The organism is Bdellovibrio sp. HCB185ZH (assembly GCF_047302455.1).
Classification (GTDB): Bacteria; Bdellovibrionota; Bdellovibrionia; order Bdellovibrionales; family Bdellovibrionaceae; genus Bdellovibrio.
In genome coordinates, this window is record NZ_CP178624.1 from 1,414,493 (window position 1) to 1,427,487 (window position 12,995).

The following is a 12,995-nucleotide window of genomic DNA, read 5'->3' on the forward strand; positions in this document are numbered from 1 at the left end:
AGGAGTCGGCTTATGAAAAAATTAAATATCATCATCTCGGTCGTGGCGATCCTGCTGACGATTCTGATCACAGCCCTCCTGGTGGACATCTTTGAAAAGAAACAAGAGGGCAAACAAACCTTTTACCGCGTGGTAGAAATCACCGATGACACCGATGATCCGGCAATATGGGGGAAAAACTTTCCGCATCAGTATGATTCTTATTTACGAACGGTGGATATGACTCGCACCAAATACGGTGGATCGGAAGCTTTCCCGCATGTGCCGACGGATAAAGATCCGCGCAAATTTACTTCCGTGCAAAAAATCGACGAAGATCCCCGCTTGAAAATCATGTGGGCGGGATACGCCTTTTCCAAAGATTTCCGCGAAGACCGCGGGCACGCGTATATGTTGTTAGATCAGGAATTAACGGAACGCCAAGTGGTGGTGAAGCAACCCGGTGCGTGTTTGAACTGCCACGGGTCAACATACTCGATTTATAAAAAACTGGGCGAGGGAGATATTCAAAAAGGTTTCGATATTATGAATAAGCAGCCCTATCACGATGTCGCAAGTTTAACCAAGCATCCTGTTTCGTGCATTGATTGCCATGATTCCAAAGACATGTCGTTAAGAATCACTCGCCCGGCTTTCATGGAAGGGATCAAAGTCTTTAAGGCGTCCCAGGGAATTAAAGAATACGACGTCAACAAAATGGCTTCGCGCCAAGAGATGCGCACGTTCGTGTGCGCTCAGTGCCACGTTGAATATTATTTCAAGGGCGACGCCAAAACTTTGACCTATCCGTGGGCTAAAGGGATCAAGGCTGACCAAATTTTGGCATACTATAACGAAACAAAATTCAAAGACTGGGTTCATAAAGAAACTGGCGCGCCTGTTTTAAAAGCGCAGCATCCGGAGTTTGAGACTTTCTCGCAAGGTACCCACGCGCAAGCGGGTGTCAGCTGTATTGACTGCCACATGCCTTATCAAAGAGTGGGTGCGATGAAAATCACCGATCACTGGATTCGCAGTCCGCTTTTAAATATCAACCGCGCCTGCCAGACTTGTCATAACGTTTCTGAAAAAGATCTGATGACCCGAGCAACGACCATTCAAGATCGCCATGCGCAGCTCCGTGATGTGTCCTTTGATGCCTTGATTGCTTTGATCAACGATTTAAAACCGTACAAGGATGTGGATTTGGCGAAGACTCCGAATAAACATCTGGAAGCCGCAAGACAACACCAGCGCGATGCCCAGTTCTTGTTCGACTTTGTCGAGGCTGAAAACTCCACCGGTTTCCATGCTCCGCAGGAATCTGCGCGGGTCTTTGGTTTATCGATTGATATGTCCCGCAAGGGTCAGGAAGCGGTTCGCGCTTACAAGGATTCTTTGCGATAAGCTTTGCGGAAATAAAACAGCAGGACAATTCCCAAACACATAATGAAGGCGCCTAGATATTTTAGGGGTCTTCCGGGATCGTAATTCACCGAAAGCACACTCATGTACTTGGAAGAATTCGGTAGGGGCTCAAAGCCTGCTTGATAGATCGTGAAGCCTTGATATTTCAAGGGCTCATTCATCGAGATCACGGTTTCTTTTTTATCTGTGCCATATTGTATGGTGCTTTCATAGGCCATCGCGCGTTCACTGCCGGGGTACTGCGCTTTACGGAAATCTTTTAACGACAGAGGGAATCCCAAATCCACCTGGCGGTTGCGATAAGAAAGTATGTAAACGTGTTTTTCGGTGAACATTTTTAAAACATCATTCTGAAAGAGCCAATTTTCATTCCCACGATGTTTCACCAGGATCGCCGCTGAAGTTTTCGGTGAAGGATGATCAAGCCTCCGCACGTCCCAGCGCACTTCGGCTTTTGGGAAAAATCTAAGCACGCGGAATTCAAGTCCCATCCACGGAGTTTTTAAAGAGCCGCCCTCGGCCACACTCCCCTTCATGATGGGATCTTTTTCATTCTTTTTATAAAAGGCATAACTGATTTTTTCTTGATCAGGCACCAGACGGATTTCATTGCGCTCTAAGTTTCGCTGCCACAGGCCTCCCATGGTCATCAGCAGCGGTCCCATATCGTACGATACGGTTTCAAAAATATTTCTTTGCACCAGCCAATCCAAGGAATGAATGCGCTCATTCTTAATTTGAAAACGCAGTCCCGCCCCACTTTGCGGAATTTCAGAGGCCACGACTTCCATTTGCGCTTGGGCGTAAGGCACGCTCTCAACGATTTCAATATCGGCATCGGAAGTTTTAAAGATGAACGGCTTTTCGGGAGTGATGGGATTTTTTAAAAAGTGAACGGTATCGGCATAAACTTTTTCAAACTCAGCCCCATCGGGCGAGCGATACAAAGTCAGTTCCGCCTCGGCCACAGTGGCAGAGTTTTGACTCTCCCCCGGGGTCAGCCTGACGGTGCCATCCACGCCCTTCCACTGCGTGATCATGGCGCCGGTGATGATGGTGATCACCCCAACATGGGCACAGATAAAAGCCGCATGCTTGGGCTTCCACGGCCAGCGATCCACCATGACTGCGCAAAGACTAAGCACCAAGTTCCCCAAAAGCAGGTTCATCCACAGCGAACGATAGACAAAAACCTGAGCCGCCTGGGAATCCAACCGACTTTCAACGAGAGTCCCCAAGCAGGTCAAAATGGCCAAAAGGAGCAAAATCACGACCGCCAACTGCAGAGACGAGTAAAATTTCAGAAGCTTTTTAAAGAATCGCACCCCTTGACGCTATCAAGGGGAAGCCTGAGAGTGAATTTATCCACGATCGGCTGCAAAATCACATCCCCCACGGACTTCACTTAAAGACGCAATGCATCTTATCTTGCCTTTGTGGCCCAAAATCCGTAATTTAGCGGTTCGCAATGACTCAGTTGGGGTATCGTCAAGTTGGTAAGACAACAGATTTTGATTCTGTCATTCGCAGGTTCGAGTCCTGCTACCCCATCCAATTTTTTCGCAGAAAAAATTCCTCTAATATCCAATTTCTAATTTCAAAGCGGCGCCGATAGGCCAGCGAGTTTTCCACGTGCGAAAAAATCGGACGAAAATCGACAATCGAAAATGGAAGTAATTCGTTAAACGAAATTCGATGGGCCCGGACGGCCTGACGAGCGAACGGCCCCGGCTTCGGGACGAATGCGCCGGATGCGCATTCGTGGGAGGAGCCGAGCCCAGAACATTACTGCGAATATTTATATTTTGGTGATTTATAAAATGATTGCTATATTCAATGCTTAAGAGGACACCAAAAAATGGCAAATCTTGATATTCAAATATTATCCGGAAAGTCACAGCTAATTTACTCTAATTCCGTTGTTTTTGCCCGTCCTGAAACGATTCAACTAGTTATGCCCCTAAATGTTACTGCTGACGGAATTGTACAAAACTTTACAATTCAATTTAACTTTGTTGATGATGCAAGCCCATCGGGTGAACCGGCGCTAGATGGAAGAATCATGAATATTTCGATTGCCAAAAAACTGCTAGCTAGTGGAGGAGGCACAACTGCTCCATATGGTTTTTTTATTGGCGATAAACGTTTCAAACTATTTCTTTCTATTCATCCGATAGGAGCGGGAGCTGCTTCCACGATAACTTTCTCCTTATTCACGGAGACACCATAAGAATGCCCTCTCTTCACAGGAAAAACGCCAAACGGAACTCTGGAAGCTTATCCACCAAGAACGCCATGACGCCGCTAAATTGGATTATTGGAATTAGCGAGGTTGTTCTTTCAGGAACATTGCTTTTAAATGCCGTCTTGTGGCAGCAAATATTCCTATTGGTTCTGATAACCTTATTATTAGGGTTTTATTGCTGTGCTTACTGCTATTACATGATTAACGACCCTGACAGACTTCAATCGGAGTCTTTTAACATTCAATCCCAGGAACTTACTTTAATGGGATATCAGACTAACCCTAAAGAATCTGCGATTCAGATTTCGATGACACCAGCTCTGGTCGAAACTGAAAAAAGATTTGAATAGTATTATTCCATCACACAATTAATTGCGCCGAAGAAAATCGGACAGACTGTACACTATTTTTCTTTTCTTCGAGATAGTGATCCAATTTTTTGAATCGCCTGAATGAGTTTACTCAGATGTGGTAGTTCTGCCGCTCCAAATATCGGAATTATTATTTCTGCTTCAGAAGCCAGTTTAAATAGATCGTTATCCTCAGGACCTCTACTATCCGAAACCAAAAAAATGTTATAGCCGCAGAAAAAAAGCATTACACATATGCGATCACCGAAACGTGTTTTTACAGGACTAGAATGACTGGCACTGAGTATAGAATTTCGAACCAACAGTAACCCAGTCCCGTTGCCACTAAATACCCCCTCAACGTGTGATTTCGCAAAATAGTTAAATCTCGATCCTAAAATTTTTTTTCCAAACTTCTGTCTACCATAAACCTCACCTCTCAATAGCAAACTGACGATAAAACTTCTCAAGTCATTTAAAGAATTTCCGTCATGAATTTCAATTCCACGATTACCCGAACTTGGGTGCGGATCTATTACTTTTTTAATATATCTTCGGTCCTTGAAGAAACGCGCACCATTCGCGTCATCATCTCTAAATCGATTTTCACAATCGCCGCACCAAAAATCACAAATCAAATCACGTTGGGCGCGTGTTGCATTAGGGTCATCATCTTTATTCAGATTAAGCGAGGCATAATTTCCACTGCCCTCCTTAGTCATCAGCATAGCCCATCTGGGAATGACATGGCTCCCGGATTTCATCTTTTCTACTAACTGAAGACAAATAGGGCACTCAATCATCAGATAATTCTTCAGGTATTTCAGAAATTGATTTGTAGCTCCGTCCTTTAATAGAAAAAGTATCATTCGATTTAAGTCGTTTCTCCAATTGTACTTTTAATTCATTGATGCATTCCTTGGGGTTCGCACAGTTACCAGTATTCACTGCATACATTCCCCAGGTCGCACCCACCCAACTTCCGATTGCTTGATATCCGTCAGTATTTTTCAAAAGAATCACTTCTATATCCAATATTGCCTCCATAAATAATCATTACCTGCCGAAATGTGCTCGAAATAGTAAACCCATTGCCAACTTTGATTCACTTAAATGACTTCCGGCTTTTACCTCCGTCACCACCCGAAAAGCAAACCCAAGCCGCAAAACCATAATCATCTCCGCAAAAGCACTCGCCTCCGCACCACTCATCCCCAAAATCTCCACCAAACTCTTAGAAGTATTCCCAATCCAATACTTCTCATACTTAGCGATCACCTTCCCAATCGCCGTATCTGTCCCACGAAAACGATAATGAAGCTTAATAATAACCGGATTCGCCTGCACCGCTTGGAATACGAACTCAGTGCCCTCTTCCAACCGCTGCATCAACTCGGCACGAGTCTTAGGACGATCAGCTTTCTTAGTGCGCGCAAAGAAAGAAGTAAAAACCTCCCCCGCATACTCGATAAGGTCCGACTTCTCTTTCCCGATATACTCATAGATCCAAGCGCGGGAAACACCCGACTTACGCGACACCTTGGAATGAGTCACCCCATTCAAGCCATCCCGCTCAATAACCTCTAGAATAGCGAGGGACACCGCCACCTGCTTTTGCTCTTTAGAATCCGCTTTATTCGCCATGGATAAATCGTCTCAAAATAGGACCGTGTTTACAAGCACGAGACCGACAAAAAACCACCAGTTCTGACGGGAGGTTTCATTCCCATGACCGATACCCCCTGATAAATTAGAAGCATAGAGAAGGAGGCAAAATGCTCACGATCACTTTATCGATTTTCGTATTCTGCTTTATTCTTGAACGAATCTTTACAGGGTGGAAGCTCCCCGATGTAAAAACCTGGCACATCCGAGTCCTCGCCATCAACATTGCGCAATTAGGTATCGTTACTCTTGCGGGATACACCTGGGAAAAATGGCTCGCAGCTTTTTCCGTATTTAGATTGTCCGATCACGTCGCACCATGGTTGGGAGGATTCATCGCCTATTTCTTTGCGACGTTTATTTTCTATTGGTGGCACCGTGCAAGACATGAATCAGATTTCCTATGGAGATACTTTCACCAAATTCACCATAGCCCGCAACGCCTGGAAGTCATCACTTCGTTTTATAAGCATCCCCAAGAAATGTTGATAAATTCCATCTTGGGTAGTTTGATCGTATTTACGTTCTTAGGTTTAAGCGTTGAAGCAGGCGCGGTCTATACGCTGTTTACAGCCTTGGGTGAGTTCTTTTATCATACCAATATCAGAACCCCGCAGTGGATGGGGTATATCTTCCAACGCCCGGAAATGCATCGTATTCATCATGAATATAATAAGCATAAGAACAATTACGGCGACTTCGTTTTTTGGGACATGATGTTTGGGACTTATGAAAACCCCAAAACATGGGATGGTGCTTGTGGATTTGATGATGAAAAGGAGCAACGTTTAGGCGATATGTTGCTCCTGCGGGATGTGCATAAGTCTTAAGAGCTACCACATCCATACTCTGAAAAAACATTCTTGCGAAGCTCTAAGAGCAATCCTTGGTATTTCTCAAATGACATTGGGATTTTAAAATTAAAATAATCATGCTGAGAGATATCCGACACCAAAGAAACCAATTCACTGATTTTCAGTTTCGCATTGGAAATGTCTCCCAATTCGATCGAAGAATTAAACTCCGTCGCAATGGCTTCAATTCTCTTTAAACCATCAACCTGGTACTCCTTACGAAACATGTCCGTGGGAGTCATTGCAATGATGTCGTTAAGGAGCTTTGAAGCGACAAAGAATCGCTGAATGAGTTTACCGTTCTTCCGGGCATCCAAAGTGTGCATCCCACACATATATGGGAGTTCAGCACTAAGTGAAGAAAGGAAGTAAGTTGGTCCCTTGCCACAAGCTCGAACCGTGAACCCAGGCTGCGCACTTGTTACAAAAAGAGCTTTCCCCTTTTTATCTTTTAAAACTATCTGGATGAGCCCCTTAGACTCGACTGCTTTTGTAGTTCCTGGTTGTAGGTATATGCCTAAAGTAACCTTCGCACTTTCTTCAGGCTTTCCATACTCGAGATCAGAGCTGCCGCGGACAGAAATATAAGAAGCATAAGCGAATGAGTAAGACGAGATAGTAAAATAGAATAAGTAGGTCCGCAGAAGCGTCATAAATACTTATCGGTTTATTTTTGAAATTCTTAACCCGCCCGCTTAAATCCCTTTTGCACCGCTTGATTCACGGTACGCACAAAGTACTCATCGCGATTTCTCTTCACCTGAACACGGTCATAAACAGGATCAAACGGAAGATAGTAATACTTCTCCCCCGTCGGCGAAACACTGCATTTAATCATGGGATAAGAGAGATTGAGCCTTTCTGTTCTAATCTCCACACCCAAGGCACTTGCCGCTTGTTTTGCTAAGCTTGAATACTGAGACGTTGAAAAAAACACAGCTCTGATTTTACGCTTAGGATCTTCGGAGGTCTGCTTGATGTGGCTCATCTTGCCGAATAATTGATAGATATCATTATCGTGGACGACTCTCCGTTTAGACCAACACTTTGTTTGAATAACCAAAATTTCTTCCGGTGTGGTCACAATAATATCGCGCCCATGATCCGTATAACCTTTAAGCGAACCAAGATAAGCAACGTCATACCCCTGATTTTCAAACAGGTGCCCGACATAGCGTTCATAGAATCTCGCACGTTGACGTGGCGACATCGGCTCGCTTAAAAAGCGCTCCAGATCATCTTCAGCTCGCGCGTCCGCTGTGAAGCCGCGCAAGGCGATGATCGCGACAACCACAACTATCAAAACCGCAAAAATGATTAGATGGTACTGCATGCTAATTCATCGGAATTTTCACTTGTAAACAATAGAAAATTCCCTGTGAGTGTTTCACTCTGAAACAAAGTCACGTGCCATCTCTCAAAGCCATATCCTTCAAAAGTTGTAATACCTTGTGCTGTTATCCAACTTAAATAATGATGCCGTTTCGCAAGAACGCTTTGCCTCGGTAAAGTGTGCTTTGCAATTCGAGCAAGATCCGCAATACTTTTTTAAATGAAAGATTCAGCTCGCGGACTCATCGTTCTAGCAATACTCCTCTTTTCTATGGTAGTTCACGGAGGGCCGTGCCCCCACGCGTTGACTATTTCAATTGCAGAAAGCTGGCCGCCGGCAGTTCAAAAAAAGATCGAGTCTTTTCAACAGCCATTTAAAGAAATTGGCTGTGAAGTGATTTTTAAAAAAGTTCCACTATCCCGCTCACTGCTGATGGTCTCCAGAGGTGAACTTGATGGAGACACATTTCGCATTGATGCATTCGGCAGTGACCTTCCCCATCTGGTCCGCGTTCAAAGCCCCATGGCCCGGCTTAAATACTATTTTTATAAAAAAAGTGGCAGCGATCTGAATCTGGATCAACCAAAATCATTTAAGTGGCGTAAAACCTGTCTGACCCTTGGAAATCGATTACGAGCACAAGTGGCCAAAGAGCTTCAACTTCAGGTGCTTGAAGCTGCGAATACGTTTCAGTGTTTAAAAATGCTCGCGAACGGCCGAGTGGACGTATTTATCGGGCCGACACTTGAAGTAGAAGATCCGACACTTAAAGAATACAATAGCCACTTCGTGCGCGCACAGAACCCTTTCGTAACAGCCAATCTATATATTTACCTGAATGACCGTCACAAGGATATCGCGCGCGCACTCGAACCCCTGATGGATAAATATCGCATCAACGATGAGATGCCTTGAAATGTTAGCAAAAAGCATTGCGTCAACCAGCGCTATAATTGACCTTTTACTCTAACGATATGACGCTTATTGAACACTCACGGAGGGGTTTATGAATAAGTTATTTGTGATTGGCGCATTGCTATTGTCTGGTGGATTGGCTCAAGCAGGACAAATTCACTGCGAAGGTTCTTACTACTGGTACAACTTCAAAGCTGATGCAACATCTTCTGGCAACCAAATCGTTGGCAACATCCTGGTCACTGTATCTGGTGGCTCCAGCAAACAAATCTCTATGAAAGTAACTTCTAGCGACGTTCAAGAAGGTCGCTACATCCATGCAACTGCGACAAGTGACGATGCTGCTGGTCGTTTGACTGCTAATTTTGATTCTCGCTCAAGAACATACCGTGGCACTTTGGAAGCTAACACGTCCGAAGGCAATGCTAACGTCGACGTCGTTTGCACAATGACTCAAGGTTTGTACCCTCAGTTCGATATGTCGACTGAAGAAGCAAGCGCTCTTGGTCTGTACCCAGTTCAACAAGTTCCAGCTCAGTAATTAAAAGAAACGAAAAAAAAGGAGGGACAACCCTCCTTTTTTGATTTGTCGCCCTTACTTTCACCAATAAGGCGAACCGTTCCTGCAGAAGCCCAAGATCGAGCTTCTACTTCTCTAAGTTATGTCCCGCCGCGAATCAGAAATAAAATTATTAATATTGGAATTGGAATACCTAAAGCCCAAAGCAGGATCCAGCCAATCGCACCTTTAGTATTGTTCAAAAAGTTTTCCGCTTTCATTAAGCCTCCTTACCGAGCAACATCAATCATTCGTCGTTCATTGCAAACCGCTCCAACCATGCCGCCTAGAGCGGCAGCAATCATGGCCAGCACAAGAGTCACAAAACTACTCCAGCCAATGGCTTTAAAAGCTGTCGCCGCAGCCTTTCGGGCGTCCTCGAGTGCTTTGTCAGTTTTTTCTTTCATCACTGTGATGGCTTTATCCGCTTCTTCGGAACTAATGCCTGCTTGAGATGCCAAATAGTTCTTTGCACTTTCCGTATCGCCTCTGATCAGACGAGAGGAAAGGTTCTTTACGATCACTTCGGGATCAGAGGTAAGTTTACGTCCACCAAGACCATCTTGAATAATATCTTGAATAAGGGGAGCTTGAGTTGAAGCAATCCCACCTGCAGCACCGGCTGCAGCGCCAAGGGCTGTTCCAGTTACTTTGCCAAGAGTTGCGACCGAACTCATCGTATGACAAACAACGATAAGGGAGCAAATCCCACCGACCAGCAATCCTTGCATCACACCCACAACGTCAACTCGGCGTCTTGCAATGCGAACGGCATAATAGCTACCGGCAAAATTACCGACCATCATGGCGACAACAATACTCACGCCAGCAAAAACCGTAGCTGCTTTAACTGTGGACCCATCCTCTAGGCCAATTCCACCAAACGCAATTGAAAGCGCAAGAAGTCCCGTGATGGTAATTAAACCGATCACCACTCCAGCTAGTGCGGAACGCCAACACACCAAATGACGATGTTCATTTAATCCAGTATCATTTTTATAAGATTCATTGCCCATACATCTTTCCTTTCTCAATATTGCCGTAGGATGAATGGGTACAACATTCAAAGATAGAGCTTTCCTTCAATCTTTGTCTTAGAACATATTATTTTAGCTTCTATCGATATCGGCTTAAATGACTGCTATTAAGGGGAATGGATAGTGTAACTCTCTTAGGATTAATAGCTGGCGCCTGTACAAGTCTTTGCGGAATACCGCAGGTTTTAAAGATTTTAAAAACCAGATCTGGTAAAGACATATCTTATAAGACTTATCTCATACTGAGTTTTGGTACGGCACTCTGGATTGTTTTTGGAGTCATCCAAGATGAAATCGCAATTATCCTAACCAATGCCGTAAACCTAATTATCAACGCCGTCCTTCTAGGACTTAAATTAAAATTCGGCGACAGCCACCGCACTACGCCCCAGATTCACCACATCTGAAAACACTTCATAACGGAAGTAATCGCCAAAGTTTTCAGGTGATAAGTTTGGAACTTTCACACCTGCGTTTGCAGTCATGAATCTTCCAGAAGCTGTTTTAAGGAAGGAAAAGCTTTTAGCATCATCTAATAAAACTGGTGTTGATTGAGGAATCAAAAAAATCATCGCCTCATCAATCAGCTCGTTATCGAAATCCACCAGTTGATCATGTAGCCAAGATTTTAAATGCTGTGTCGGATAAAGTGCGATCGCCTTCATATGGTTCCCCCTATAGGTTTTCGACTTTATCCAACTGTTCTCACAGTTATAAATTTAAGAGCACGGTGTTACAACGCAACTGATCCCTCAAAAGTTTCACGATAACATCAACAGCAACGTATTTACTTCCAACCCTCTTTGTTAAATACTTTGCGGCACTCATCAGATGCGACAAACTTCACAAACTCTTTGGCTAAGTTCTTATCGCCCTTTTTAGTAGAAAGCGCAGTCCCCATGGATCTGTAAATCGTAAGCTCTTTTTCGGTAGGAATAATTTCCGCGTTATCTAAATTTCTTGTTCCCCAAATATTGAACACCAGCCACGCTTCAATGCTGCTGTCCTCTTTCCACCTCTTATCCGCCTCACCGGTATTCTTTGCTGCAAAAACAGTATTCGCACGAAAGGTATTTAACGCTTTAGCACTTTGAAGTCGGCCCACAATGTCTTCCCACATCCCGACTTGCCCAGCACCGTTCACCACCATCACTTTGATTTTACGCTCCGTCAGATCTTTCACGCCTTTGATTTTAAGTGGATTCCCAGGACGAACTAAAATCGCAGAAGGTCGCAAATAATGAGTTTGAATAGTCGATCCATCAAGTTCAGAAATTTTATCCTTGAATGAATCCATCATGTTTTCAGAACCGGAATAAAAGATGTCAGCATTTGGGATATCGGTTTGCCAGCTATCCATGGGGCCTGCTTTTACCTCGACGTTTACTTTTTTAGCGTCCGCAAAAAGCGCTCCGCACTTCTTCATCGCTGGCGCGGGACCGCCTGGACCAAGTACGACCAGAGACGCCGCCGCTTTTGTAGAAAGAGACAACAGACAAACCGATGAGAGCAAGACACCTTTAATCATTTCCAAATCCTCCAACGATAAAGTTGATTCGGGAGCAAAGCCTATCAGACTCGCTCCCGTACTCAAAAATTATTCCTTATACGTACGGTAGAACAACGTATTGTCAGTGCCCTTCACAAACACGATCACTCTTTTATTGCCAGACGAAGTCGCTGACGGTCCGGAAGTCAAAACACCTCCCAGAGAACTCCACGCACTCCATGAACCACTTAAGTAACGACGATAATAAAGAGCGTTGTCAGTGCCTCTGACATAGACATCCACTTGCCCTGATCCCCACGAAGAAGAACCGGGAGCAGATGTTGCGACACCTCCCAAGGATTCCCATGCTGACCATGAGCCACCTGTAAACCAGCGGTGCCAGACGGCATTGTCAGTTCCGCGCGCAAACACATCCAAACGATTGGGACCCCATGAAACCGCAGTCGGATCCGAAGTCAAAGTGCCACCTAAACCGACCCACGCTCCCCAGGCACCACCAGAAAATGAACGTTGATAAAGAGAGCTGTCAGCACCTGCAACGAAAACATCCAGGCGATTCCCCGATCTTGCTGCAGATCCCGGGCCCGTTGTTAAAAAACCGCCAAGTGTGTACCAAGGAAGCCAGTGACCCGAACGGTAAGGACGAACCCACAAGGCATTGTCAGTTCCGCGCACAAATACGTCGATACGATTTGAGCCCCAACATGCAGCGGAAGGAGAAGACGTTAAAGTGCCTCCTAGGTTTACCCAATTCTCCCAGCTATTTCCATTCCAGCGACGGTGCCATAAAGCATTGTCAGTTCCGCGCACAAAAACTTCCGTGCGAAAATTTGTGCGTGTGCAACTGGCTGGATCAGAGGTACCTTGTCCACCAATCGTGGTCCACTCGGTCCATCCTGGCGGGCGTGGGTCATCGGTTTCAATATCAGGTGAATCTTGTGGTGCTCCTTGAGGAGCTTCCGGCATAAAAAAAGCCCAGCTTGAAATACACCAGGTCATCAACAATGAAACTATCAGCGCACGAATGAACGCCATTCCCATATACAATCCTCCTTGATCGCTCGGGGTGATTTGTTCTCCTAATGAAAAAATTTAATTAAGGAATCTTCGTGCAGCTAGT

General features: G+C 44.9%; 17 protein-coding genes and 1 tRNA gene. 8 read left to right on the top strand and 10 right to left on the bottom strand.

The annotated features are described in order from the left end of the window. The first annotated feature begins 12 nt into the window (after positions 1 to 12). Positions 13 to 1,386 carry an ammonia-forming cytochrome c nitrite reductase subunit c552 gene (locus ACLSU7_RS06900; RefSeq protein WP_413294823.1) on the top strand — a complete coding sequence of 458 codons (1,374 nt, stop codon included), beginning with the start codon at positions 13 to 15 and terminating at the stop codon, positions 1,384 to 1,386. Here ACLSU7_RS06900 and ACLSU7_RS06905 read toward each other — a convergent pair. Continuing rightward, entirely contained in the window at positions 1,365 to 2,732 is a 1,368-nt protein-coding gene (locus tag ACLSU7_RS06905) for a cytochrome c biogenesis protein ResB (protein WP_413294824.1), read from the bottom strand. The two genes, ACLSU7_RS06900 and ACLSU7_RS06905, sit on opposite strands and share 22 nt — an antisense overlap. A 153-nt stretch (positions 2,733 to 2,885) precedes the next feature. On the opposite strand from ACLSU7_RS06905, the gene ACLSU7_RS06910 reads away from it, so the two are divergent. The 3 genes from ACLSU7_RS06910 to ACLSU7_RS06920 all read left to right on the top strand — a co-directional run bounded on the left by ACLSU7_RS06910 (position 2,886) and on the right by ACLSU7_RS06920 (position 4,002). Beyond that, positions 2,886 to 2,961, top strand: a tRNA-Gln gene (locus ACLSU7_RS06910). A gap of 304 nt (positions 2,962 to 3,265) precedes the next feature. Then, entirely contained in the window at positions 3,266 to 3,637 is a 372-nt protein-coding gene (locus tag ACLSU7_RS06915; protein WP_413294825.1) for a hypothetical protein, read from the top strand. A gap of 212 nt (positions 3,638 to 3,849) precedes the next feature. Continuing rightward, positions 3,850 to 4,002: a hypothetical protein gene (locus ACLSU7_RS06920; RefSeq protein WP_413294826.1), complete on the top strand. Its 153-nt coding sequence runs from the start codon at positions 3,850 to 3,852 to the stop codon at positions 4,000 to 4,002. A 53-nt stretch (positions 4,003 to 4,055) separates the two neighbouring features. On the opposite strand, the gene ACLSU7_RS06925 is transcribed toward ACLSU7_RS06920, so the two are convergent. The 3 genes from ACLSU7_RS06925 to ACLSU7_RS06935 form a co-directional block, all read right to left on the bottom strand. Next, positions 4,056 to 4,730, bottom strand: a complete 675-nt coding sequence (locus tag ACLSU7_RS06925) for a hypothetical protein (RefSeq protein ID WP_413294827.1) — start codon at positions 4,728 to 4,730, stop codon at positions 4,056 to 4,058. A 67-nt stretch (positions 4,731 to 4,797) separates the two neighbouring features. Then, a complete protein-coding gene (locus tag ACLSU7_RS06930; protein ID WP_413294828.1) occupies positions 4,798 to 5,037 on the bottom strand; it encodes a hypothetical protein in 240 nt (79 codons plus the stop codon). Positions 5,038 to 5,058: 21 nt separating this feature from the next. Next, complete coding sequence (locus tag ACLSU7_RS06935) at positions 5,059 to 5,646, bottom strand: TetR/AcrR family transcriptional regulator (protein WP_413294829.1); 588 nt, start codon at positions 5,644 to 5,646, stop codon at positions 5,059 to 5,061. A gap of 131 nt (positions 5,647 to 5,777) precedes the next feature. Between ACLSU7_RS06935 and ACLSU7_RS06940 the strand changes: the two genes are divergently transcribed. Then, positions 5,778 to 6,497 carry a sterol desaturase family protein gene (locus ACLSU7_RS06940; RefSeq protein ID WP_413294830.1) on the top strand — a complete coding sequence of 240 codons (720 nt, stop codon included), beginning with the start codon at positions 5,778 to 5,780 and terminating at the stop codon, positions 6,495 to 6,497. Here ACLSU7_RS06940 and ACLSU7_RS06945 read toward each other — a convergent pair. Next, positions 6,494 to 6,856, bottom strand: a complete 363-nt coding sequence (locus ACLSU7_RS06945) for a hypothetical protein (protein ID WP_413294831.1) — start codon at positions 6,854 to 6,856, stop codon at positions 6,494 to 6,496. The two genes, ACLSU7_RS06940 and ACLSU7_RS06945, sit on opposite strands and share 4 nt — an antisense overlap. 347 nt (positions 6,857 to 7,203) lie before the next feature. Beyond that, positions 7,204 to 7,854: a restriction endonuclease gene (locus ACLSU7_RS06950; protein WP_413294832.1), complete on the bottom strand. Its 651-nt coding sequence runs from the start codon at positions 7,852 to 7,854 to the stop codon at positions 7,204 to 7,206. Between the two features lie 219 nt (positions 7,855 to 8,073). On the opposite strand from ACLSU7_RS06950, the gene ACLSU7_RS06955 reads away from it, so the two are divergent. Both ACLSU7_RS06955 and ACLSU7_RS06960 read left to right on the top strand, forming a co-directional pair. Continuing rightward, positions 8,074 to 8,769, top strand: a complete 696-nt coding sequence (locus ACLSU7_RS06955) for a hypothetical protein (RefSeq protein ID WP_413294833.1) — start codon at positions 8,074 to 8,076, stop codon at positions 8,767 to 8,769. Between the two features lie 91 nt (positions 8,770 to 8,860). Beyond that, positions 8,861 to 9,310 (top strand): hypothetical protein, encoded by a 450-nt coding sequence (locus ACLSU7_RS06960; RefSeq protein WP_413294834.1) that lies wholly within the window; start codon positions 8,861 to 8,863, stop codon positions 9,308 to 9,310. 248 nt (positions 9,311 to 9,558) lie between these two features. On the opposite strand, the gene ACLSU7_RS06965 is transcribed toward ACLSU7_RS06960, so the two are convergent. Then, positions 9,559 to 10,344, bottom strand: a complete 786-nt coding sequence (locus ACLSU7_RS06965) for a hypothetical protein (RefSeq protein WP_413294835.1) — start codon at positions 10,342 to 10,344, stop codon at positions 9,559 to 9,561. Between the two features lie 137 nt (positions 10,345 to 10,481). Here ACLSU7_RS06965 and ACLSU7_RS06970 point away from each other — a divergent pair, with 137 nt between their 5' ends. Next, positions 10,482 to 10,772 carry a SemiSWEET family sugar transporter gene (locus ACLSU7_RS06970; RefSeq protein ID WP_413294836.1) on the top strand — a complete coding sequence of 97 codons (291 nt, stop codon included), beginning with the start codon at positions 10,482 to 10,484 and terminating at the stop codon, positions 10,770 to 10,772. On the opposite strand, the gene ACLSU7_RS06975 is transcribed toward ACLSU7_RS06970, so the two are convergent. The 3 genes from ACLSU7_RS06975 to ACLSU7_RS06985 form a co-directional block, all read right to left on the bottom strand. Beyond that, the gene (locus tag ACLSU7_RS06975) at positions 10,722 to 11,030 is read right to left on the bottom strand and encodes a hypothetical protein (protein WP_413294837.1); all 309 of its coding nucleotides are present in this window, start codon (positions 11,028 to 11,030) and stop codon (positions 10,722 to 10,724) included. The two genes, ACLSU7_RS06970 and ACLSU7_RS06975, sit on opposite strands and share 51 nt — an antisense overlap. 122 nt (positions 11,031 to 11,152) lie before the next feature. Continuing rightward, entirely contained in the window at positions 11,153 to 11,893 is a 741-nt protein-coding gene (locus ACLSU7_RS06980; RefSeq protein WP_413294838.1) for a substrate-binding domain-containing protein, read from the bottom strand. Between the two features lie 69 nt (positions 11,894 to 11,962). Then, positions 11,963 to 12,916, bottom strand: a complete 954-nt coding sequence (locus tag ACLSU7_RS06985) for a hypothetical protein (RefSeq protein WP_413294839.1) — start codon at positions 12,914 to 12,916, stop codon at positions 11,963 to 11,965. Positions 12,917 to 12,995 lie beyond the last annotated feature (79 nt).

Excerpts from the sequence above, each read along its gene's own strand:
- ACLSU7_RS06900 (WP_413294823.1), top strand. The coding sequence starts at position 13 with ATGAAAAAATTAAATATCATCATCTCGGTCGTGGCGATCCTGCTGACG.
- ACLSU7_RS06915 (WP_413294825.1), top strand. The coding sequence starts at position 3,266 with ATGGCAAATCTTGATATTCAAATATTATCCGGAAAGTCACAGCTAATT.
- ACLSU7_RS06920 (WP_413294826.1), top strand. The coding sequence starts at position 3,850 with ATGATTAACGACCCTGACAGACTTCAATCGGAGTCTTTTAACATTCAA.
- ACLSU7_RS06925 (WP_413294827.1), bottom strand. The coding sequence starts at position 4,730 with ATGCTGATGACTAAGGAGGGCAGTGGAAATTATGCCTCGCTTAATCTG.
- ACLSU7_RS06935 (WP_413294829.1), bottom strand. The coding sequence starts at position 5,646 with ATGGCGAATAAAGCGGATTCTAAAGAGCAAAAGCAGGTGGCGGTGTCC.
- ACLSU7_RS06940 (WP_413294830.1), top strand. The coding sequence starts at position 5,778 with ATGCTCACGATCACTTTATCGATTTTCGTATTCTGCTTTATTCTTGAA.
- ACLSU7_RS06945 (WP_413294831.1), bottom strand. The coding sequence starts at position 6,856 with ATGTGTGGGATGCACACTTTGGATGCCCGGAAGAACGGTAAACTCATT.
- ACLSU7_RS06950 (WP_413294832.1), bottom strand. The coding sequence starts at position 7,854 with ATGCAGTACCATCTAATCATTTTTGCGGTTTTGATAGTTGTGGTTGTC.
- ACLSU7_RS06955 (WP_413294833.1), top strand. The coding sequence starts at position 8,074 with ATGAAAGATTCAGCTCGCGGACTCATCGTTCTAGCAATACTCCTCTTT.
- ACLSU7_RS06960 (WP_413294834.1), top strand. The coding sequence starts at position 8,861 with ATGAATAAGTTATTTGTGATTGGCGCATTGCTATTGTCTGGTGGATTG.
- ACLSU7_RS06965 (WP_413294835.1), bottom strand. The coding sequence starts at position 10,344 with ATGGGCAATGAATCTTATAAAAATGATACTGGATTAAATGAACATCGT.
- ACLSU7_RS06970 (WP_413294836.1), top strand. The coding sequence starts at position 10,482 with ATGGATAGTGTAACTCTCTTAGGATTAATAGCTGGCGCCTGTACAAGT.
- ACLSU7_RS06975 (WP_413294837.1), bottom strand. The coding sequence starts at position 11,030 with ATGAAGGCGATCGCACTTTATCCGACACAGCATTTAAAATCTTGGCTA.
- ACLSU7_RS06980 (WP_413294838.1), bottom strand. The coding sequence starts at position 11,893 with ATGATTAAAGGTGTCTTGCTCTCATCGGTTTGTCTGTTGTCTCTTTCT.
- ACLSU7_RS06985 (WP_413294839.1), bottom strand. The coding sequence starts at position 12,916 with ATGGGAATGGCGTTCATTCGTGCGCTGATAGTTTCATTGTTGATGACC.